We start from the raw sequence: 21,091 nt of genomic DNA, 5'->3' as shown, positions 1-21,091 counted from the left end.
CCGCGAAGCCCGGCAAGGGACCAGTGACCCGGACTCACGGACCAGCCCGGACCGCAGAACCGGTCAGAACCAGTCGCCGTCGGCGTAGGCGCTGCGGACGTGCGCCCGGAGGTACTCCCCCACCACCGCGGCACCCAGGTCCCCCACCTCCGGCGCCACGACCCTGCCGTCAACGCGCTGCGCCATCCGCCGGATGAAGCGCTCCAGGCCGGGGTCGTTGCCCAGGCGGAAGAACGTGGTCTGGACGCCCGAACGGCCAAGCCGGTCCAGTTCGGCAACGGTGGCGCGGATGGTCCCGGCGTCCGGCGGCCAGTTGAACCAGGAGTCCCCGTCCGGCAGCAGGTGCGCCGTCGGTTCGCCGTCGGTGACCACCAGCAGCACGGGCTGCATGGAGGGGTGCCGGCGGAAAAAGCGCCCCGCCAGCAGCAGGCCGTGGTGCAGGTTGGTGCCCTGTTCGCGGAGGGCCGGCAGGGCCGTGAGTTCCCCGATGTCCATTGACTGCGCGTAGCGGCCGAACGTGATCAGCTGCAGCCTGTCGCCGCGGAACCGGGTGGAGACCAGGTGGTGCAGTGCCAGCGCGGTCCGCTTCATGGGAACCCACCGCCCCTCGGCAGCCATGGAGAAGGAAACATCCACCAGCAGGACAACGGCGGCCTGGGTACGGGCCTCGGTCTCGCTCACTTCGATGTCGCCGACGGCGAGCCGCAGTCCGCGGGCCGGATCGCCGCCGTCGGCCATGGTGCGCCGGATGGCGTTGGTCATGGTGCGGGTAACGTCCCAGGGCTCGGCGTCCCCGAACTCCCATTGGCGGCTGGAACCCGTTTGTTCCCCGGCGGCCCCGGCCACCCTGGTGTCACGGTTCCCCTGGCGCCCGGAGAGCTGCCTGGCGGTGTCCCGCAGCAGTGATTTCCCCAGCCTGCGCATTGCCTGCGGTGACAGCCGCAGGTCGCCGTCGGCACCGCGCCGCAGGTAGCCGCCGTCCTGCATGGCGCGCTCGATCTCGGCAAGCGTGCGCGCACTCACGGCTGCGTTCTCGCCCAGCTGGCGGGCAAGGGCATCAAGGTCCAGGTCATCAAGCCGGGAGCCGTTGTAGGACTGGGACAGTTGCTCAGACAGTTCGTCAAGCTCGGCGATGTCCTGCAGGACACCTGTCCCGTCACCCAGCCCCAGGCCTTCCTGTCCTTCGAAGCGTTCCGATCCCGTCCAGTCCTCCCCGGGACGCAGCGCCTGCAGGGTGGCGTCGAGCTCGCTGAGCTGGGCCATCAGCTCAGGAGAGCCGAAGGCCTGCGCCGACAACCGCATCAGCTCCTCACGCTGTTCCGGGGACGTGGACTGCAGGAGCCGCTGGGCTGCGGCGGCCCGTTGTGCCAGGGCATCCACCAGTTCCTCGACCGATTGCGGATTCTCCGGAAAGAACTGGCCGTGCCTGGCCATGAACTCCTGGAAATCGGCTTCCGTGTCCTCGCCCCGCCGGTGTTTGCCCAGCAGCACATTGAGGTCCCGGAGCATTTCGTTGACTGCCTCGCGGTCCTCATCAGTGGCGCTTTCCAGAGCCTGCTTCATGCCGGCGAACCGCTGTTCCAGGACCTCCCGGCCCAGCAGGTCCTTGATCCGGTCGTACGCTTCCCTGGCCGCGCTTGACTGCCAGTCGTAGGACGCAAGCTCGTTGACGGCCGCCGCTGTGGAGGGCGGCAGGTTCTGCAGCTGCATCTCGCGGAAGGCGCGGTCGGTGTTGTCCATCATGGCGTCCCGTGCCAGCTGCTTGCGCTCCTCCAGGATGGCGGTGTCCAGGAGTTTCTTCACTTCATCCAGGGTGCCGTCCAGCCGGTGGCGGCCGAGCAGATCACGGCGCCGCTGCTGGACGCGCCGGGCGAGATCGTCCAGTCCGTCGCGGTTCCGGCCGCCGCGCCGCAGGAACTCCTGCAGGGCATGGCGGGGCGAGTAGCCTTCCATCACGTCCTGGGCGACGGCTTCGAGCGCCTCCGCCAGGTCAACCGGCGGGGCCAGCGGGTCCGGACCGCCGGTGTACCGGCCGTACCTTGCGGACCGCTTGTGGATGGCCATGGTGCCTCCCGTGCCTAGCCGTAAATGGTTTCCTCGTCGTCGGATTCCTTGGAGATCCGCCGTCCGAGGTACAGGCCTTCAAGCGCCAGTTCGACGGCGGCTGCCCGCTGCCCGTCATTCGTCGCACCCAGGCGCCGGCCGATTTCGTCATACAGGCCTGATCCGTTCAGGGCCGGGAGGTTGCCGAGGAACTCCTTCGCCGTGACCTGCTCCCCGGTGGTGACGGTCCGGTGGCCGTCCAGGGCAGCCACGAGCGGACCCATGTCCAGGCCCTGGAAGTGCGCCCTGACAGCTTCGGCGGTGGCCGTGCGCAGGAGGTGGTCCAGGACGCCCTGTTCGCGTCCTTCCTCGCCCGATTCGAACTCAAGCTTGCCGGTCAGGACTTCCACGGCGGGCTCCAGGTCAATGATCCGGGCCACGGCCTGGTCCTCGCCCCGCAGGCTTGACCTCCGCAGCGCGGCCGCGGCCACCGTCTCTGCCCCCGCGATGGCGAACCGGGCGGAGACGCCGGATGTTTGGTTGATGGCCGGAGACTGCCGCAGCGCCCGGGTATAGCGGGCCAGGATCTCCAGGATGAAGGGAGGAACGTCCGCCACCAGCCGGCCCTCCTGCCGGATGACCGAGACCTCGTCCTCCAGTTCAATTGGGTAATGGGTCCGGATCTCGGCGCCGAAGCGGTCCTTCAAAGGGGTGATGATCCGGCCCCGGTTGGTGTAATCCTCCGGGTTGGCGGACGCGACCACCAGCACGTCCAGCGGCAGCCGCAGGACGTAGCCGCGGATCTGGATGTCGCGTTCCTCCATGACGTTGAGCATCGCCACCTGGATGCGCTCGGCCAGGTCCGGCAGTTCGTTGATGGCGATGATGCCGCGGTTCGAGCGGGGAATGAGCCCGTAGTGGATGGTCTCGGGGTCTCCCAGGCGGCGGCCTTCGGCGACGCGCATCGGGTCCACGTCGCCAACCAGGTCGGCCACCGAGGTATCCGGCGTCGCGAGCTTTTCCACGTAGCGCTCGGACCGGTGACGCCAGGCGATCCGGAGCCGGTCCCCTTCGGTCAGGGCCCGGGCGCGGGACTGTTCGGTAATCGGTTCAAAGGGGTGTTCGTTCAGCTCCGAATCCTCGATCACCGGCGACCACTCGTCCAGCAACCCGGCCAGGGTACGGAGCAGGCGGGTCTTGCCCTGCCCCCGTTCACCCAGCAGGACAATGTCATGCCCCGCAATCAGGGCCCGCTCCAGCTGCGGAATCACGGTCCGGCCGAAGCCGTACAAACCCGGCCAGGGGTCGCGCCCCGCAGCCAGGGATGCGAGGAGATTGTCGCGGATCTCGTGGCGCAGGTCCTTGTGGACATGGCCTGCCGCACGCAGTTCACCAACGGTAAAGATATCGGGGCGATCAGTCACCCCTCTACGGTAGTCCCCGCCCTGCGGCTAATCGAGAGTTTCCTCCAGATTCCTCGAAGCAGCGTGACGATGCCGCGTGGCCGGCCAAGGGAGCCAGCCGGCGTCCCGGCCCGTGCCGGCGGGGCGCAGGCAGGCAGCGGGGCGTTAGGCTGGTTGCTGATGACTGCTGAGAGTACGTTGATCCTCCTGGTGCGGCACGGCGAAACACCCACCACGGGTACTGTCCTGCCCGGCAGGGCCCCGGGACTGCACCTTTCCGAGCGCGGCCGTGCCCAGGCGGACGCTGTTGCCGAACGCCTTTCCGGCCTGCCCATCCAGGCCATCTACTCCTCGCCCCTGGAGCGTGCAAAGGAAACCGCGGAACCTGCGGCGGCACGGACAAGCATGGCGGTGACGGAAGAACCCGGACTTCTGGAGTGCGACTTCGGTGACTGGACCGGCGCCGCGCTCGCCGGCCTTGCGGGCCTGCCGGAGTGGCAGACCGTCCAGCACAATCCGTCGGCCTTCCGGTTCCCCAACGGAGAGGGCTTTTCCGGGATGCAGGCCCGGATGGTCGGCACCCTGGAGAACCTTCGCGCAGCCCACCGGGGCGGCGTGGTGGTGTGCTTCTCCCACGCGGACCCCATCAAGGCGGCCGTGGCCCACGCCTTGGGCACCCATCTGGACCTTTTCCAGCGGATCATGATCAGCCCGGCGTCGGTCTCCGCGATTTCCTACGTGGACGGCCGGGCGCCGGCCGTGCTCACGGTGAATTCGACGTCGGAACCCCTGAGCGGGCTGAGGTCGCCGTGATGCCGTGCGGAGTGTCATCGGATGGATGGCCGCGGGACGCGGCCGCACGGGGCATGCGGTGTCCGGCCGGGAACTGACCCTCCTTAACGAGGGCCGCGTGGAACTGCTGGGCCGCATCATGAGCGGCAGCAACGCCACCTTCCTGGTGGAGGTTTCCTGCGCGGATGAGTCCGCCTGGGCGGTCTACAAGCCCGAAGCCGGGGAACGGCCGCTCGCGGATTTCGACGCCGGCCTGTACCGTCGGGAACGCGCAGCCTATCTGCTCAGCGAAGCACTGGGGTGGGGCATCGTTCCGCCAACAGTTGTCCGATCGGACGCGCCGCTTGGGGTGGGCTCCCTGCAGTGGTTCGTCGAAGGGGACCTCAAGGAGCACTACTTCACCCTCTACGCCGACTCGCCCGGGACCCACGCCGCGTTGGCCCGGATCGCCCTGTTCGACTACGTGGCAAACAATACGGACCGGAAGAGTGGGCACGTACTGCGCAGCACTGACGGCCGCATCTGGGGAATCGACCACGGCCTGTGTTTCTCTGCCGCGTTCAAGCTGCGCACCGTGATCTGGGACTTCGCCGGCGACCCCATTCCGGACGACCTGCTTGAGGACATCAGTCCCCTGGCCACCACGGTGCCTGCCGATGTGGCCGGGCTCCTCGACCACGCCGAAGTGGCAGCCCTCCGGCGGCGCGTCCAGCGCGTGCTTCAGGACAAGGTACTTCCCGTTGACCACACGGGCATGCGCTACCCGTGGCCCTTGATCTGAGTCAGCTGCGCCGGGAAATCCCGGTCCGGCCGGCGCTCACTGGGCCTCCGGACGGCCTTGCGCTGCGGCCGCCGCCGGGGCCGCCTGCTCCAGGTAGGCGCCGATGTGCTCCAGCAGGTAGTGCTGTCCCAGCACCGTGGGGTGGTCGCCGTCCGGGCCGATGAGGTCGTCAAAATCGTCGCTGATCCAGCCCTCGGCGATGGGGTCCACGAACTCCCCGCCTGCCTGCCGGGCAGCGGCCCTGAGCTGGTCGCTGATGTCCACGAGGGCGGGGTCCGGGGTTGCAGAGTACGACGGCGGCCCCACCACGATGATCTTCGCTTCCGGGGCAAGGGCTTCCGCACGGTCCATCGCGGCCAAGGCGGCGCCGCCAACGTCTGCGGGCGCAAAGCCAAGGTCATTCTCTGAACCGAAAAAGACCACGATGCCGGTGTCCGGTGTCACGAAGTCTTCGACCTCGGTGCCGAAAGTTCCGTCAAGATCACCTGTGCTGAGGTAGCCGCTGCCATTCTCGGCGGCGTTGACAACCTCCAGGCCGGCGCCCAGCGGGTCCTTGCGCATCAATGCCGGCCACGCCTGCTGCGGCGAAGTGCCGTGACCGGTGCTCAGCGAGTCCCCCACAACCACTACGCGGACCGGCGCCGCGGCGGCCGGGGGCTGGGTGGGGGCCGTACTCCCTGAGGTTATGGCCAGGACCAGGCCAACTGCTCCCGCCGCTATCACGCGGCCGGGATGCCGGTACACAGGATGTCCCTGAAGCAGCACGCCGTGGTGCATCGGTCCACCTCCTGCCAGCAAATCGTCGCGGGCCGGAGGCGGCTGCGCGCCGCCAATCCGTCCCCTGTCCGTATCCCATCGTAGGCAATGGTGGGAATACTGTAGGGCCAAGGTGACCAGGATCAAAGGATGCACAGCGACTGCACAGGAACTTTAGGGGCCTTAGGTATCCCTGGGCTTGGGCCGCATCCGCCATATGCGGCTGCCTGCGGCTACTCTTTTACCCGTGCAGCAGCAAACCGCGGGGTGGGACCCCGCAACCAGCCTTTCCGAGCAGGCACCCGGCGTGTATTTCGCTGAAGGGCCGGCGTCCAACTGGATAGTGGTGCGGGACGGCACGGGATTCATCCTCATTGACAGCGGATATCCCGATGACCGCCGCCACGTCATCGCGTCGCTGCGCCACCTGGGCCTGGAACCTGCGGACGCCCTTGCCCTGCTGGTCACGCACGGCCACGTGGACCATACCGGCTCCGCGGCATTCTTTTCCGAGTCCTTCGGGACCCCTGTCCTGTGCGCTCCCGCGGAGTTGGCGCATGTGCAGGGGAAGGAGAAGCACCAAGTCACCCTGGGCCAGGTCCTCAGGCGAGCGTGGCGGCCGCGTGTGTTCCGCTGGATGGTGCACGCCATCAGGGCAGGCGCGCTGGCGGCCAGGCCCGCGACGCAGGCGGAGGCCTGGGACGACGCCACACTCAAAGCCCTGCCGGGCAGCCCTGTTGCCATCTCCGTGCCCGGGCATACGCCCGGCAATGCAGCAATCCTTCTTCCGGCTGCGGGTGCCATCGCCGTTGGAGATTCGTTTGTCAGCGGCCACCCGATCAGCCGGACGTCCGGTCCGCAGATGCTGCACGCGATGTATCACTCAGACCGGGCCGCGGCGCTGGCCTCCGTGCGGACCCTGGCCGGCGTTGACGCCCCGGTTGTCCTGCCCGGCCACGGGCCGGCCCTTCGCATCCAGCTGGACGAAGCGGTAGCCGGCCTGGTCAGCCAGGCCGGCCCGGCAAGTCCGGGCAGGCGCCGTAAGTAAGGCCGCATCCGGGCATCCCGGTCCCGGAAGGGGCCCAGGGGCACAAGCTAGAACTTTCCGTACCGTGCCCGGGCCATGGAGTACACCCCGTAACAGATGAGCCCTGCGGCGATGGCGCCCAGCAGGAACACCCCATAAGGCTGCGAGCCCAGGGTCTTCAGCCCGCCGTCCAGGCCGGAGGACTTGGAAGGGTCGGCAGTTGCGGCCGCCACGATGATCAGCACGCCAACGACGGCGAGCACCACGCCTTTGGCTGCGTAACCGACTGTTCCGAGCCACTTGACGGCAGTCCGGGCGTTGCCCGGGTCCTGCAGGTCCTTCATGAACTTCCGGGTGATGCCCCGGTAGGCGTAATAGACGCCGGCGCCGATGATTGCCAGCCCCACCGCGATCACAAGAACCACGCCTGCGGGCGCTCCCATGAGCTTTGCCGTGAAGTCACTGGCCGACTGGCTGGAGTTCTTGCTGCCCCCGGAGGCGAAGACGGCGAAGGTGAAGGCCAGGAAACCGAAGACCACGGCCTTTCCCCCGGCGCTGGCGGCAGCCTTCAGCTTCTTCTTGGAGTCTGTCTCGGAGCGCGCCCCAATAAACGCCTCACTGAGCATCCACAGGGCAAGCGCAGCGCAGGCCACCGCCCCGACCCACAGCAGGATGCCGCCGCCGGGCTTGGAAGCCAGGGATCCGATCGCCCCGGACTGGTCGGCTTCACCACCCTGGCCCCGGTCCACCTGCAAGGCGATGGCTCCGATCAGGATGTGGACCAAACCGATGAAGACAAATCCGGCACGGGCCAGAATACGGACCGCGGGGCTGCGGCTCGCCGACGCGGCCTCGGATACTGCCTTGTTCGCTCCCTGCGACGCGTTGCCCATGGCCGGCCCTTCCTCAATATGTAGTTGGTCTTCTGTCCCCGGTCGGCGTCCCCCGCCTGCCTGCGTCACGGAATGCTTTAGTGTAAATCCGTCCGCGCTGTCCCGACAGGTCCCCTCAAGTTCCGGCCAGGCACGGTTGGCCACTACAGTCGAAGCGGTGCATGCCAAACAGAACGCTGAGCAACTGACCTCGCTGGACCTCCCGGGTTTTACGGCCGACCAGGCCGAAGACGGCTTCGTCCGGGTGCGGGGCGCCCGGGAGAACAACCTGCGCAACGTCAGCGTGGATGTGCCGCGGGATGCCATTGTGGCGTTCACCGGAGTATCGGGCTCCGGCAAGTCGTCCCTGGCCTTTGGCACGATCTACGCCGAGGCACAGCGCCGGTTCTTCGAGTCCGTCGCGCCATATGCCCGCCGGCTCATCCAGCAGGGCCACAACCCCAAGGTGGAGCAGATCACCGGGCTGCCGCCCGCCGTCGCCCTCCAACAGCGCCGGGGCACCGCCACTTCCCGGTCCACGGCAGGGACCGTCACCACGCTCTCCAATTCGCTGCGCATGCTGTTCTCCCGCGCCGGCAGCTATCCCGCCGGAGCTCCCCCGTTGGACTCGGACGCTTTCTCCCCCAACACCGCGGCAGGCGCCTGCCCGGAATGCCATGGTCTTGGCACCGCCCACACCGTCACTGAAGCATCACTGGTTCCGGATCCGTCGCTGAGCATCCGCGACGGCGCGATCGCCGCCTGGCCCGGCGCCTGGCAGGGCAAGAACCTGCGGGACATCCTGGCCCACCTGGGCTACGACGTCGACACCCCCTGGCGGGAACTGCCGAAAAAGGACCGCGACTGGATCCTGTTCACCGAGGAACAGCCCGTGGTGGAAGTGACGCCGCAGCGGGACCGCGTGGCCAAGCCGTACAAGGGCCGGTTCTGGAGCGCCCGGAGCTACGTGATGCACACACTGCTCGATTCCAAGAGCCCCGCCATGCGGGAGAAGGTGCTGCGCTTCATGGAAACCGGACCGTGCCCGCGGTGCGGCGGAACGGGGCTTCGGCCCGAGGCCCTTGCGGTGACCTTCGCCGGGCACACCATCGCCGGGCTCAATGCCGTGCCCATGACCGAACTGGCGGAGATCATCCGCCCCACCACCCTGCTGGCCACGGCAGGGACGGCATCGCGGAAGCAGTCATCCGAATCCAACGAAGTGGCCGTGGCCATCACCCGGGACCTGCTGCAGCGCATCAGCGTGCTGTTGGATCTTGGCCTGGGCTACCTGGCGCTGGGCCGGGCCACGCCAACGCTCTCGCCGGGCGAGATGCAGCGGCTCCGGATTGCCACCCAGCTCCGGTCCGGGCTGTTCGGGGTGATCTATGTGCTGGACGAACCGTCGGCCGGCCTGCACCCCGCCGACGCCGAACCGCTCCTGGCTGTCCTGGACCGGTTGAAATCGTCCGGAAACTCCGTGTTCGTGGTGGAACACAACATGGATGTGGTCCGGCGTGCCGACTGGCTGGTGGATGTTGGTCCCCGGGCCGGAGAAGACGGCGGGCAGGTGCTCTACAGCGGGCCCGTTGAGGGCCTCGACGCCGTGGCAGGGTCGGTGACCCGGCCGTTCCTGTTCCCAAACGGTTCAGCAGGGTCAATGGACGACGGCGGCGCCGCCAGGGGTGCGCCGCGGAAACCCTCCGGGTGGCTGGACCTGCGCGGCATCAACCGGCACAACCTGCGGAACCTGGACGTGGCCTTTCCGCTTGGTGTCCTGACAGCCGTCACCGGCGTATCCGGCTCGGGAAAGTCCACCCTGGTCAGCAAGGTCCTGGCGGACGTCGCCGGCACGTCCGGGCAAGCCGGCGACGACAACCTTGAACCAGGTGACGAGCCCGGCGCGGACCGTGACGAAGAGGGTGTGGGCAGTGTGGGGCGGGTGTCCGGGCTGGAGCGGATCGACCGCACGGTAAAGGTGGACCAGAAGCCGATCGGCCGCACGCCCCGCTCCAACCTGGCAACATATACAGGCCTCTTCGATGCCGTCCGCAAGGAGTTCGCTGCCACCGGCGCTGCCAGGAGCCGGGGTTTCGGGCCCGGACGTTTTTCCTTCAACGTGGCCGGCGGACGGTGTGAAACATGCCAGGGCGAGGGCTTCGTCGCGGTGGAGCTGCTCTTCCTCCCCGGCAGCTACGGTCCGTGCCCCGAATGCAACGGCTCGCGCTACAACCCCGAAACCCTGGAGGTCACCTACCAGGGCAGGACCATTGCGGACGTGCTGGGAATGACGGTCAATGCCGCCGCCGGTTTCCTGGTGGGGGTTCCCGCCGCCGCGCGGTCCCTGCAGACACTCCAGGAAGTAGGCCTGGGCTACCTTCGCCTGGGCCAGCCCGCCACCGAGCTGTCCGGGGGTGAGGCGCAGCGCATCAAGCTGGCCACCGAGCTGCAGCGCGCCCGCCGCGGCCACACGCTGTACCTGCTGGACGAGCCCACCACGGGACTGCATCCGGCCGATGTCGAACTCCTGATGGCGCAGCTCAACCGCCTGGTGGACGCCGGCAACACCGTGATCGTGGTGGAACACGCCATGGATGTGGTTGCGTCCGCGGACTGGGTAATGGACCTGGGACCGTCCGGAGGCGACGCCGGCGGGAAGCTCGTCGCCGCCGGCCACCCCGCCGCCGTCGCACGTTCAGCCAACAGCCGCACAGCGCCCTACCTGGCAGCCGCCCTCCGGGACCGGAAGGCCGGGGACGGAACGGTAGCGGGCAACGCCCTTGCCCCGGACCGCGCAGAGGCGTAGGACGGAGGAATGCGTTCCCGGCCGGCCATGCCCCCTCACACTGTGCTCCAAGGCAGGGTGGCGGTGGTGACCGGCTCCAGCCGCGGGCTGGGGTTTGCCATGGCCCGGGTGCTGGGCCTGCATGGCGCGGCGGTGGTGCTGGCATCCAGAACGGACGACGGCGTTGCTGCCGCCGTCGGGCGTCTGCGCCTGGAAGGCATCGCGGCGGACGGAAGGCGCTGCGACACCGGCGAGCCGGCGGACGTGGAAGCACTCCGGGACATGGCCCTCAGCCGTGGAACGCTGGACATCTGGGTCAACAACGCCGGCACGCCAGGGGTCTACGGACCGACGGCATCGACGCCCGTGGATGACTTCACACGGGTGGTGCGGACCAACATCCTGGGCACGTTCCACGGCGCCAGGGCGGCCCTGCCGGTGTTCCTGGAGCAAGGCCATGGTGACCTGGTGAACCTCTACGGCCAGGGTGACCGCGGACCCGTGGCGATGCAGAACGCCTACGCGTCGAGCAAACGGTGGGTCCGCCAGTTCACGGAGACGCTGAGGCTGGAAACCAAAGGTACGGGGGTCCGGGTGCACGGCATGAATCCCGGCCTTGTGGAGACGGCCCTCCTGGGAAAGGTCACGTCGCAGGCCGGGTACGAACACCGTCTCGGGGCACTGCAGGTGGTGGTTGGCCTGTGGGGGCAGAGCGCCGACCAGGCCGCACAGCCAATCCTGGACCTTGTGACGTCCGACAAAGCGGAATACCGGTTCCTGACCAGGAGGCGGCTGGTGACCCACGGGCTGCACAACATCCTGGCCGGCCGCCTGCGGCGGACAAACAGGATGCCCCTGGAGGTCACCGTGGTGGACACAGACCGGGAGCCGTGACAGGGCCGCTCCCCCTCCCCGTTCCGCGCCCGCGCGCCGTTAGGGAACCGAGACCTTGCCAATACAGGCTTGTGACGCGGAACACACTATGCTCGACAGCACCATCGGGATCGCGGGAAGAGGCACCATGAGCATCGACACTGAGGTTGGGTCCATCCACAGCACCGGGGATGCAGCGCTGGTCACCGCGGCAGCGAATGCCATCACCACAGCCGTTGCCACCGCCATGCAAAGCGTCCTGGAACGTCACGCAGCCTACAACTGGGTCTGGACCGACGAAATCCGCTGCCGGGGGTGCGGAGCCAGCCTGCCAATACCGTACCTTTCCAGCACACGGGCCAATGCCGACCTCGTCTTCGAGGCCCACCGGTCCGCGGAAGTCGGAACCCTCCTGGCCACGGGTTCGGAGTCCCCGAACCGCCGCTGACCGGTCGCAGCGGCACCCACGGACCGGCACTCTCCTGCCGGACGCCTGGCCGCACCCTTCCGGCATCTGCCAGGCGCCGCCGTCGTACGCCCTTCATCGTTGCTGCAGGCAAATATCGGCCCGGCTCTGGACTCTTGACCGGGGCCCAACGAGACTGGCTACAACAGCTGGCCAGGCGCAGATTCCGAAGGGTCGGACAAATGGCCGGCTGCATTCATTGGGGTTTTACCGTGAAGCGATTTTCGCGGCATTGAAAGGACCTGGCCATGCCGGACTTTGCACCGTTCTTCCCGTTAATTTCCACTGTTTTGGGCGTACTTGTTGCCATTGCCTTCATTTGGGTGGCGACGAAGCTCATGTGGAAGGTGGCTGAACCCAACGAGGCCCTGATCATCTCCGGACTGACCCGGGGAACCCTTGAGACCCGGGCCGGAATGGACTTCAAGATTGTGACCGGCAAAGGCGCCCTGGTCCTTCCCGGCCTCCAGACGGTGCGGACCCTGTCGCTGACACTGAACGAAACCGAGCTCAAGGTTTCCTGCGTGACGTCACAGGGTATCCAGGTCATTGTGGAGGGCGTCGTCATTTACAAAATAGGTGACGCACCGCCGTTCATTGCAAATGCGGCCCGCCGTTTCCTGGGCCAGCAACCCAAAATGGAAAGCCAGGTCTACAACGTCTTTGAGGGCCACCTCCGCTCCATTATCGGCAGCATGACCATGGAGGAGATCATCCGCGAGCGGGACAAGCTTGGGTCCCAGGTCCGCAGCGCCAGCGGAGTGGAGATGGAGAAGCTGGGCCTGGTGGTGGACTCGCTGCAGATCAAGGACCTGCAGGACCCAACCGGCTACATCCAGAACATCGCCAAGCCGCATATTGCGCAGGTAAAGATGGAGGCCCGGATTGCCGAGGCCACCCGCAACCGGGAAGCGGCGGAGAAGGAGGCGGAGGCTGCGGCCCTGATCGCGGACGCGCAGAGCGTTTCGGCGATCCGGCAGTCCGTGGCGCAGGCCAACGCGGAACGCGCCAGGGCCAATGCAGCCCAGGCCGGCCCGCTCGCCGAGGCCACGGCCCGGCAGCAGGTGGTGGTCCAGGAAACCGAAGTCGCCAAGCTTGAGGCGGACCGTGAGGAGCAGAAGCTGCAGACGAGTATCCGCAAACCCGCTGATGCGAAGGCCTACGCCAAACGCACCGATGCTGAAGGCCAGAAGGCGGCGGATATCAGCGCTGCGGAGGCGCTGGCACGCCGCACCGAGCTCGAGGCGCAGGCGAACGCGCGGCGCACGGAACTCCAGGCCCAGGCGAATGCCACCGCAGCCGCCGCCGCAGCAGGAGCAACCAAGGTCACCGGCGAGGCTGAAGCCGCCGCCACCAGGGCCAAAGGCGACGCCGCGGCGTCCGCCATCAAGGCCAAGGCACTGGCCGAAGCGGACGGCATCAAGGCCCGGGCCGAAGCGCTGGGCACCAACCAGGACGCGGTCATCTCCCAGCAGCTTGCCGAAAACATGCCCGCCATCATCGCCGCTGCAGCCGAGCCTTTCTCCCACGTGGGCAACATGACCGTCCTCAACGGCGGCGAAGGCGTCAACAAGATGCTGGGCGGCATCCTGGCACAGGCGGGCGACTACCTGCCTGCCCTCGCATCAGCGCTCCGGAAGGGCGAAGACACCAAGCGTCCGCCGAAGGCTCCCGGTGCATAGGCCCGCCCATGCGCAAGGACGTTGACCGGAGCCTGACGGGGAAGATCGGCCGGGTGACCGGGCGCATCGGCCCGGGCACCATCGGGGAAGTCATGCTGCCCTACCTCGGCGGCATCATGGCGTTCCACGCCCACCCGTTCGACAAAACCAGCGACTTCCCGGTGGGCAGCGAGGTGCTGGTGATCTACTACGAGCCGCCGCAAACGGTGTATGTGGACGAGCTGCCGGACGTGCTGAAGCACGCGGAGTAGGTCCTTTCACCGTGCCCTCGTTCGCGGTGTAGCTACCGCCCGCCCTCCATTTTCCGGCTGCGCTGTTCCTCAGCCATGGGTCCGTAGGGATAAACGCCGGCCTCTGGCTGGCTGGCCTGGGTAAGCCGGTCCACTTCATCGGCACTGAGCTGCAGTTCGGCGGCGGCGAGGTTGTCAGCGAGCTGTTCCGTGGTCCGCGCCCCCAGAATCACCGAGGTAACAGCCGGGCGGTCCGCCAGCCAGGCCAGGGCCACCTGGGACGGGCTCACGCCGTGGGCGTCGGCGATGTCCTGGACGGTGTCGATGACAGCCCACGTGCGCGGGTTCTCGTTGCGCGCCTGCCACGCCTCCATGCCGCGTTTGGGGTTTTCCCCGAGGCGGGTTGCACCGGTAGGCTGCTGGTCGCGCTTGTACTTGCCCGAGAGCCAGCCTCCGCCCAGGGGCGACCACGGCAGCAGGCCGATTCCTGCGTCGAGGGCTGCCGGAACGATCTCGAATTCGATGTCGCGGACCAGCAGACTGTACTGGGGTTGCAGGCTGACGGGCGGGTTCCATCCCTGGTTGCGTGCAACGTGCACAGCCTTGGTCAGTTGCCAGCCAAGGAAGTTCGAGAAACCGTAGTAGGCGATTTTGCCGCGGCTCACAGCGTCGTCCAGGAAGCGGAGGGTTTCCTCCAGCGGGGTGATCGGGTCCCAAGCATGCATCTGGTACAGGTCGATCTGCTCCACGCCCAACCGGCGGAGGGAATCATCAAGGGCGCGGGTCAGGCGACGCCGTGAGGTTCCGACGTCGTTTGGTGCCGTCCCCATGGGAAAGCGCCCCTTCGTGGCGATCACCGCCCTGTCCCTCACGTCGGGGCGCTTGGCCAGCCAGCGGCCGATGACTTCTTCCGACACTCCCGCACTGTAGACGTCCGCGGTGTCGATGAAGTTGCCGCCCGCGTCGAAATAGCTGTCAAGGATGGCATGGGATGTCTCCTCCGTCGCCTCCGCGCCGAAGGTCATGGTTCCCAGCGCGTAACTGGTGACCACGGCGCCGCTGTGGCCAAGGGTTCGATGCTGCATGGCTTCTCCTCGTATTCAGTGGTTATGGGGCGGAAAGTGGCGGGCAGCCGCGTCCCTGGTGGTGGTACGGATCCGGTACAGGCTTGTGGTTGCCGTGATGTAGAGGTCCTGGCCGTCGGAACCGCCAAAGCACAGGTTCGAGACCGTCTCGGGCACTGGGAGGGTGTCCAGGAGTTCGAAGGACGGTGAGTAGACCCTTATGGACGGGCCGGCGGAGGTCCAGATCCTGCCTTCGACGTCCACCCTGAGGCCGTCGGCCGGGTGGCCGTCCTCAAGCTCAAGCGTCCCCGTCCTGGCGCTGCAGCGTCCCTCATGGACGTTGTACGTTGCGATCCGCAGCGGAACGCCATAGAGGGAACCGGCCGTATCCGCGACGTAAAGAACGGACTCGTCGGGCGAGAAGGCAAGCCCGTTGGGGTGCACCAGGTCGGTGATTTCGGCCGTCATCGATCCGGAATCCGGCTCGAAGCGGAAGACATTGCAGCCACCATATTCCTGCTCACCCTCGTGGCCTTCCCTTGTCCCCGGCAGAATTCCATAGGGCGGGTCCGTGAACCAGATGCTTCCATCGCGGGCGATGACCACGTCATTGGGTGAGTTCAGCCGGTGACCCTCGAAGGAATCCACCAGGCCCGTCACTATGCCTTCGCGGTCGCGCTCCACCCGGCGCTGCCCGTGGCTGCACTGGACCACGCTGCCGTCGGCGTCGAGGGTGCGGCCGTTGGTGAACTCGACGCCCACCGCGTAGTCCCGGGTGGCCCCGGTGGCGGGATTGAACTCGAGGATGCGGTTGTTCGGGATGTCGCTCCACCGCACGGTTTTCGAGGACGGCACCCACACGGGGCCCTCTGCCCAGACCGAACCCGTGAAAAGGCACTCGAGCCAGCCCGTGGTTAGTTCGTCAGCCAATGGAGCTCCTTTGCGTTCCAGGTACCTGCCGCCGGCTTGCCGGCAAGGGGACGGCGTCCCGGCCCGGGGGCCAGGGATCCCACAGGCCCGAACTTACCCTAGCCCTGTCGTTGGGTCTGCGGGACGCGCAGGCTGCCGTACCTTTCCATCCGGTGCCACCGAAGGTGCACTCCGGCCACTGCTGTGACGACGGCCTGGATGACCACCAGGTACATGAGCTGCCGGTAGACGAACTGCTGCAGGGGAAGCGTCCAGAGCGGGCCGAGCCGTTCCCTGTCGAGCCGGAACGCGTAAGCAGCCATAAGGAATTGAACCGCCAGGAACAGGAGCCACAGCACCCCGATCCGCAGGGGGTCAAGGAAGATCAGGCCGTACAGGGCAAAGACATCAACGACGGGCGCGAAGAGGGGAAGCAGTACCTGGAGGACAAACAGGTAGCCGAGCCCGCGCCGGCCGAGCTTCCCGGCCGCGCCTTTTTGCAGCACAGCCCCCCGGTGCTTCCACATAGCCTGCAGGGTGCCGTAGCACCAGCGGTACCGCTGGCGCCACAGGGCGCCGAGGGTTGCGGGCGCCTCCGTCCAGGCCCTGGCATCCTCCTGGTACACCACGCGCCAGCCGTCCCGGCACAGTGCCATGGTCAGGTCGGTGTCCTCAGCGAGCGTGTCATCGCTGACACCGCCGACGTTGCGGAGGGCCTCGATCCGGAAGGCCCCAATTGCCCCGGGAACGGTGGGCATGCATTCGGCGACGTCGAACAGCCTGCGGTCGAGGTTGAACCCGACAACATACTCGATGTGCTGCCACGCACCCAGGATGCCTCCCCGGTTGGCCACCTTGGTGTTGCCGGAGATCGCGCCCACGCGGGGGTCCGCGAAGGGCTGGATGAGGGCGCGGACTGTATTCGGTTCGAAAACGGTGTCACCGTCCACCATGACAACAAGGTCGTGGCCCGCGGCCTGGATTCCGGCGTTCAGGGCGGACGGTTTGCCGCCGTTCTCCTTGCGGATGACGGTCACGCCGGGCAGGCCGAGAGCCTCCACGATGTCGGCGGTCCCGTCGGTGGAGCCGTCGTCCACCACAATGACTTCCACCGGATGCGTGGAGGCAAGGATGGACCGGACCGCGGCTTCAATTCCGGCGGACTCGTTGTAGGCGGGGACAACCACCGTGGCCGGTTCGGTAACTGCCGGCCCCACCATCACGTCGACGCGGCGCCTGCCCCGCCCAGCCCTGGGGAGGCGCCGCGCTGCGCGGCTATGGCGGGCAGCGAAGAACATCACCAGGACGGCGCGCACAAGAGTCACGGCACCAGCGGCAACGAGTCCCCACGAGATGGCGGTGACAACGAAGTCACTGAGGCGGATGCCCCACACGAACGCAGAGCCGCGAACCTGTTCCATGCCGGAGGCGGGGCGCATGCTGTCAACGCCCACCGCATCCCCCACCGTGGTGACGCGGTACCCCTGCCCGGAGAAACGTGAGAGGGCGGAGTCCAGCGCGGCGACGGTCTGTTCCCTGTCACCGCCCCCGTCATGCATGAGAACCACCTGCCCCTGCGGCCCGGACGGCGCGAGATTGTCCTCGATCGCTCCGGCGCCCGGCATTTGCCAGTCCTTGCTGTCCATGCTGCTCAGCACGGTGAGGTATCCCTCATCCGCCAGCCCCCGCAGCGCGGACCACATGCTGTCCGTAATGGCCCCGTTGCCGGCGGTGTAGGGCGGCCGCAGCAGGGACGCGGCCTGGCCGGTGATCCCCACAATCGCGTCCTGTCCGCCCTGCACCTCAAGTTCCCGGCGCCAATCTGGAGCTGCGCCGAGGTCTGTGTGCGTCAGCGTGTGGACCCCCACTTCATGGCCTTCGGCCACGATGCGGCGCAAAAGATCCGGGTTGTCCACCGCTGCGGAGCCCACGACGAAGAAGGTCGCATGGACATGGTGTTCCCGGAGGACGTCGAGGATGCGGGGCGTCCACAGGGCGTCAGGGCCATCGTCGAACGTCAGGGCGACCGTCCGGTCCGGCGGCCTGACGGACGTTACGGTCCCGCCACGGGAATCCAGCACCGGGCCACCGTGGGAAACGGCATCCGGGACATTCCCGGCGGCCTGGTCCACGGGCACCTGGTCCACGCCGGCACCGCCCGAGTGGTGCAGGTATCCCTGCACCGCCAAAGCCAGCCCCAGCGCCATCAAGGTGGCCAGGAGGACGAACCAATGGGCCCTGACATTCGCGGGCACATTGCTCTTTGCGTTTCTGGTGCCCTTGTTCCGGAGGGTCATGTTACTGGCGGGAAGGGGCCGACGGCCGCGTTGCCTGGCCCGGCGCAACACCGCTGGACCCCGGCGCAACACCGCTGGTACCCGGGGCCGTCCCGCTGGAGCCCGGGGCGGTTCCAGCGGCACCGGGAGCCGTCCCGCCCAGTCCGGGTTGAGTGGACGCAGCAGGAACCGGAGCAGCAACAGGGGCGGAAGTCGCGACGGCGGTACCGCCCACCGGGGGTGCGGCCGGTGCGGCGGCCAGGGCCACCGGCACTGCCGCCGGGGACTGCTCAACGGGCGGAGCGGCGGGGCCGGACAAGGCTGCGGCAGTGTGGGAATCAGCCGCTGGTGAAGACGGCGGAATTGACGGCTGGTCGTGGGGGCCTGCCGCGGCGGGAAGGGGCAGGAAGGGCGCGGAGACCCCGGAGCCGCCAATGAACGCGGCAAGCACCAGGACGACGTATCCGGCCACCAGCCCGAGAACCCCCAGGCCAATCAGCTGGACCCGCCGGAGGCGCCGTCCTGAGGCATCAACAAAAACGGGTCCGCGCGGGGAACCTGCGGGCAGCTGATCGGAAGTCTTCTCAGGGGCTTTCATCGAGCATCAACCTTAGGGGACCCGGATTGGCTACCACAAAACGCGGGCCCCCGGCCCCTGGCCAACGGCGGGGTGGAAATCCAGGGGCGGGCCGTCACCATTCCACCCCGGCGCCGGCAAAGGCGGGCACCACTTTGGCCGGTCAAAACGAAAACGGCGTTCGAGTGCCACAACCATGGCATTGGTGTCGGATAGAATCCCCTCTCGGCGAGTCCCACTCGCCTCGATACCCGCTAAAGGGCGGAGGTTGACAGCAGAATACAAGGGGAAGCAATGAGGCATGCCGCGGCTAAGGTCCGGGCGCACGGCACCAACGGCTCCGGGGCCAGACGGGACATCCAGGGCCTCCGCGCACTGGCCGTTGGGATCGTCGTCATCTACCACCTTCGGCCTGAAGCCCTCCCGGGCGGGTTCGTAGGAGTCGACGTGTTCTTCGTCGTCTCGGGCTTCCTCATCATCGGCTCCCTTGCCAGGGAAGCGTCAAAGAACGCGTCAATCTCCGTTCCCGAGTTCTACGCACGGCGCATCCGCCGCCTCTTTCCGGCGTCGGCCGTTGTTTTGGTTGCAGTCCTGGCCGGGGCAATGCTGCTGCTTGCCCAAAGCCGCTGGCAGAACATCTCCTCCGATGTCCTGTTCTCGCTGCTCCAGGTACAAAACTGGCATCAGGCCCTGTCCGCAGTCTCATACGCCGGCGCAACGCAGGAAGTATCTCCCCTTCAGCACTTCTGGTCCCTTGCCGTCGAGGAGCAGTTCTACCTCGTCATCCCGTTCTTCTTCCTTGGCCTGATCTCCGCGGCGCTCGCCACAGGCAAGCCGCCCGGCCGCTTCATCGTCCCGGCGTTGTCCGTGACTGCCCTGGCGTCGTTCGTCTACAGCATCTACCTGAGCGACCATGAACACACCATCGCGTACTTTGCCACGACGACGAGGATCTGGGAACTCGCCGTCGGCGGGCTTGCCGCTCTCCTGCCGGCACTGCCGAAACCGTCCGGCCGGCTTGCAGCGGTCAGCGGGTGGCTGGGCGTCTCTGCCATCGTCGTCCCCGCTTTTCTCTTCAGTACTGACATTGCCTTCCCCGGCAGCATCGCCGCCATTCCAGTACTCGGGACCGCCATCCTCTTGCGCACTGGCCCTCCAGCAGCAGCCGTTCCGTGGTCCGCCTCCAGGTTCCTTGCCATCCGGCCCATGACGCTCGTCGGAGACGTGTCGTATTCCCTGTATCTGTGGCACTGGCCCGTCATCGTTTTCGCTGTCGCGCTGTTGGGCCGCACGCCACGCATCAGGGAAGCGCTGCTCCTCGCCCTGCTCAGTCTTGTCCTCGCGGTAGCCTCCTACCACCTGGTGGAACAGCGCTTCCGGCACCGCTCAGGGAATGCTGGCTGGAGCGTGTACCGCCGGACTTACGCGATGGCGCTGTGCGGCGCGATGGTGGTGTCCGTTGCAGCGTGGGCGCCGTGGCAGGTAATTGAGATTAAGCGCGCACAACTGTCGACCGAACTGTCGGACCACGATTACCCCGGCGCCCAGGCGTGGTCCACCCGCCCCGCGCCGGTACCTGCCGGCCTCCCCATCCGCCCTGATCCCTCGGTCGCCATGCAGGATGTACCTGCCACCAGCGCCGGCGCCTGCGGCGTTTACGACCCCGCCGTGGTGCCTGACACTGATTGCTGGTTCGGTTCGGTGGCACAGCAGGACGCGCCTGTTGTTGTGGTTGTCGGGGATTCACACGCCGGCCAGTTTGTTGACCCCCTCATTGCCGTATCCCGGAAGATCCCGCTGAGAATCCACGCCCTGGTGCGGAACGGCTGCCCGTTTGCCTTGACTCCGCCGCGGTCCGAGACCACCCTCTACGCCAACTGTTCGAACCAAAATTCCATAACTGCCGAAAGAATCGCGGCAGGAAAACCGGACCTCGTCCTGGTTGCCGGGATGCGCGAGTCCGGTTACAGAAAGGCTCTTGGGTGGTCCTGGGCGCCGGATGCCCCGCTTGTCGAGGGTTATGTTCAGACCCTTTCCCGGCTGCGTGCTGCGGGACTGCGGGTCGCGGTCGTCGCGGACCTGCCGTATCCACAGGGCAACCCGGTGGAATGCATTCAAAAGTATGCCGACCACGGCGCTTGCGGCACGCCTGCCTCGGAGGCCCTTGCGAGCGGGGATGACGCGCTTGTTGGGGCGGCCCGCCGGGTTGGAGGCATTGAAATTGTCGACCTCTCCAGGCTCTTTTGCCGGGACGGCCTTTGCCCGGCTGTCATCGGGAACGTCTTGGTCTATCGGGACAACCACATGACCAATACCTTCGCGAAGTCACTGGGACCGGACCTCGCCGTCGCCTTACGCCTGGGGTAGGTGTCTGTTGCGGTTCCGGCAATCCCACAGACGGCGGCGGGGCCCGCTGACAGCCAGACTTCAATAGCGGCCAGGGATTTCGACGGCGGGACTGATGACCCAGGCGCAGGCTTTGGTTAGGATCAAGGTTCCACGCTCAGTCGTTTGAGGCCTTGGCGCCCGCCGTGCCCCCGGGAGCGCCAAGGAGG

Annotated in this window: 17 protein-coding genes; 9 read left to right on the top strand and 8 right to left on the bottom strand. The window is 67.2% G+C overall.

The window, feature by feature from the left end; genetic code table 11:
• Window positions 1–63: 63 nt before the first annotated feature.
• Window positions 64–2,064 (bottom strand): VWA domain-containing protein, encoded by a 2,001-nt coding sequence (locus LDO14_RS09465; RefSeq protein ID WP_223995034.1) that lies wholly within the window; start codon window positions 2,062–2,064, stop codon window positions 64–66.
• A 14-nt stretch (window positions 2,065–2,078) separates the two neighbouring features.
• Window positions 2,079–3,467 carry a sigma 54-interacting transcriptional regulator gene (locus tag LDO14_RS09460; RefSeq protein ID WP_018770995.1) on the bottom strand — a complete coding sequence of 463 codons (1,389 nt, stop codon included), beginning with the start codon at window positions 3,465–3,467 and terminating at the stop codon, window positions 2,079–2,081.
• 159 nt (window positions 3,468–3,626) lie between these two features.
• On the opposite strand from LDO14_RS09460, the gene LDO14_RS09455 reads away from it, so the two are divergent.
• Window positions 3,627–4,259, top strand: a complete 633-nt coding sequence (locus tag LDO14_RS09455; protein ID WP_018770996.1) for an MSMEG_4193 family putative phosphomutase — start codon at window positions 3,627–3,629, stop codon at window positions 4,257–4,259.
• A 25-nt stretch (window positions 4,260–4,284) separates the two neighbouring features.
• Window positions 4,285–5,019 (top strand): SCO1664 family protein, encoded by a 735-nt coding sequence (locus tag LDO14_RS09450; RefSeq protein WP_223995032.1) that lies wholly within the window; start codon window positions 4,285–4,287, stop codon window positions 5,017–5,019.
• A 36-nt stretch (window positions 5,020–5,055) separates the two neighbouring features.
• On the opposite strand, the gene LDO14_RS09445 is transcribed toward LDO14_RS09450, so the two are convergent.
• On the bottom strand, window positions 5,056–5,796 hold the full coding sequence (locus tag LDO14_RS09445; protein WP_018770998.1) for an SGNH/GDSL hydrolase family protein: 741 nt from the start codon (window positions 5,794–5,796) through the stop codon (window positions 5,056–5,058).
• Between the two features lie 226 nt (window positions 5,797–6,022).
• Between LDO14_RS09445 and LDO14_RS09440 the strand changes: the two genes are divergently transcribed.
• Complete coding sequence (locus LDO14_RS09440; RefSeq protein WP_051081423.1) at window positions 6,023–6,823, top strand: MBL fold metallo-hydrolase; 801 nt, start codon at window positions 6,023–6,025, stop codon at window positions 6,821–6,823.
• A gap of 47 nt (window positions 6,824–6,870) precedes the next feature.
• Here LDO14_RS09440 and LDO14_RS09435 read toward each other — a convergent pair whose 3' ends face one another.
• Entirely contained in the window at window positions 6,871–7,695 is an 825-nt protein-coding gene (locus LDO14_RS09435) for a DUF1206 domain-containing protein (protein ID WP_018771000.1), read from the bottom strand.
• Between the two features lie 184 nt (window positions 7,696–7,879).
• On the opposite strand from LDO14_RS09435, the gene LDO14_RS09430 reads away from it, so the two are divergent.
• The 5 genes from LDO14_RS09430 (at window position 7,880) to LDO14_RS09410 (ending at window position 13,731) form a co-directional block, all read left to right on the top strand.
• Window positions 7,880–10,480 (top strand): excinuclease ABC subunit UvrA, encoded by a 2,601-nt coding sequence (locus tag LDO14_RS09430; protein ID WP_223995180.1) that lies wholly within the window; start codon window positions 7,880–7,882, stop codon window positions 10,478–10,480.
• A 27-nt stretch (window positions 10,481–10,507) separates the two neighbouring features.
• Window positions 10,508–11,353 carry an SDR family oxidoreductase gene (locus LDO14_RS09425; protein ID WP_155845619.1) on the top strand — a complete coding sequence of 282 codons (846 nt, stop codon included), beginning with the start codon at window positions 10,508–10,510 and terminating at the stop codon, window positions 11,351–11,353.
• A gap of 127 nt (window positions 11,354–11,480) precedes the next feature.
• On the top strand, window positions 11,481–11,780 hold the full coding sequence (locus LDO14_RS09420) for a hypothetical protein (RefSeq protein WP_043425306.1): 300 nt from the start codon (window positions 11,481–11,483) through the stop codon (window positions 11,778–11,780).
• Between the two features lie 266 nt (window positions 11,781–12,046).
• Complete coding sequence (locus LDO14_RS09415) at window positions 12,047–13,480, top strand: flotillin family protein (protein ID WP_223995029.1); 1,434 nt, start codon at window positions 12,047–12,049, stop codon at window positions 13,478–13,480.
• 8 nt (window positions 13,481–13,488) lie between these two features.
• Window positions 13,489–13,731 (top strand): hypothetical protein, encoded by a 243-nt coding sequence (locus tag LDO14_RS09410; RefSeq protein ID WP_056390165.1) that lies wholly within the window; start codon window positions 13,489–13,491, stop codon window positions 13,729–13,731.
• 32 nt (window positions 13,732–13,763) lie between these two features.
• Here LDO14_RS09410 and LDO14_RS09405 read toward each other — a convergent pair whose 3' ends face one another.
• From LDO14_RS09405 to LDO14_RS09390, 4 genes are all read right to left on the bottom strand, one after another.
• Window positions 13,764–14,795 carry an aldo/keto reductase gene (locus LDO14_RS09405; RefSeq protein ID WP_223995027.1) on the bottom strand — a complete coding sequence of 344 codons (1,032 nt, stop codon included), beginning with the start codon at window positions 14,793–14,795 and terminating at the stop codon, window positions 13,764–13,766.
• 15 nt (window positions 14,796–14,810) lie between these two features.
• Window positions 14,811–15,704: an SMP-30/gluconolactonase/LRE family protein gene (locus tag LDO14_RS09400; RefSeq protein ID WP_223995025.1), complete on the bottom strand. Its 894-nt coding sequence runs from the start codon at window positions 15,702–15,704 to the stop codon at window positions 14,811–14,813.
• 98 nt (window positions 15,705–15,802) lie between these two features.
• On the bottom strand, window positions 15,803–17,938 hold the full coding sequence (locus LDO14_RS09395; protein ID WP_223995023.1) for a bifunctional polysaccharide deacetylase/glycosyltransferase family 2 protein: 2,136 nt from the start codon (window positions 17,936–17,938) through the stop codon (window positions 15,803–15,805).
• Between the two features lie 43 nt (window positions 17,939–17,981).
• On the bottom strand, window positions 17,982–18,557 hold the full coding sequence (locus LDO14_RS09390; RefSeq protein ID WP_223995021.1) for a hypothetical protein: 576 nt from the start codon (window positions 18,555–18,557) through the stop codon (window positions 17,982–17,984).
• 273 nt (window positions 18,558–18,830) lie between these two features.
• Between LDO14_RS09390 and LDO14_RS09385 the strand changes: the two genes are divergently transcribed.
• Window positions 18,831–20,903 (top strand): acyltransferase family protein, encoded by a 2,073-nt coding sequence (locus tag LDO14_RS09385; RefSeq protein WP_223995019.1) that lies wholly within the window; start codon window positions 18,831–18,833, stop codon window positions 20,901–20,903.
• The last annotated feature ends 188 nt before the right edge of the window (window positions 20,904–21,091 follow it).

The organism is Arthrobacter sp. NicSoilB11, assembly GCF_019977375.1.
In the GTDB taxonomy this organism is placed as follows: domain Bacteria; phylum Actinomycetota; class Actinomycetes; order Actinomycetales; family Micrococcaceae; genus Arthrobacter.
The sequence above is the reverse complement of the archived record's forward strand: the minus strand, read 5'-3'. Positions and strand labels throughout refer to the sequence as shown.

Bases quoted from the DNA above. Each gene is read 5' to 3' on its own strand.
- LDO14_RS09435 (WP_018771000.1), bottom strand. From the start codon at position 7,695: ATGGGCAACGCGTCGCAGGGAGCGAACAAGGCAGTATCCGAGGCCGCG.
- LDO14_RS09450 (WP_223995032.1), top strand. From the start codon at position 4,285: ATGGCCGCGGGACGCGGCCGCACGGGGCATGCGGTGTCCGGCCGGGAA.
- LDO14_RS09455 (WP_018770996.1), top strand. From the start codon at position 3,627: ATGACTGCTGAGAGTACGTTGATCCTCCTGGTGCGGCACGGCGAAACA.
- LDO14_RS09420 (WP_043425306.1), top strand. From the start codon at position 11,481: ATGAGCATCGACACTGAGGTTGGGTCCATCCACAGCACCGGGGATGCA.
- LDO14_RS09405 (WP_223995027.1), bottom strand. From the start codon at position 14,795: ATGCAGCATCGAACCCTTGGCCACAGCGGCGCCGTGGTCACCAGTTAC.
- LDO14_RS09415 (WP_223995029.1), top strand. From the start codon at position 12,047: ATGCCGGACTTTGCACCGTTCTTCCCGTTAATTTCCACTGTTTTGGGC.
- LDO14_RS09385 (WP_223995019.1), top strand. From the start codon at position 18,831: ATGAGGCATGCCGCGGCTAAGGTCCGGGCGCACGGCACCAACGGCTCC.
- LDO14_RS09425 (WP_155845619.1), top strand. From the start codon at position 10,508: ATGCCCCCTCACACTGTGCTCCAAGGCAGGGTGGCGGTGGTGACCGGC.
- LDO14_RS09410 (WP_056390165.1), top strand. From the start codon at position 13,489: ATGCGCAAGGACGTTGACCGGAGCCTGACGGGGAAGATCGGCCGGGTG.
- LDO14_RS09390 (WP_223995021.1), bottom strand. From the start codon at position 18,557: ATGAAAGCCCCTGAGAAGACTTCCGATCAGCTGCCCGCAGGTTCCCCG.
- LDO14_RS09465 (WP_223995034.1), bottom strand. From the start codon at position 2,064: ATGGCCATCCACAAGCGGTCCGCAAGGTACGGCCGGTACACCGGCGGT.
- LDO14_RS09445 (WP_018770998.1), bottom strand. From the start codon at position 5,796: ATGCACCACGGCGTGCTGCTTCAGGGACATCCTGTGTACCGGCATCCC.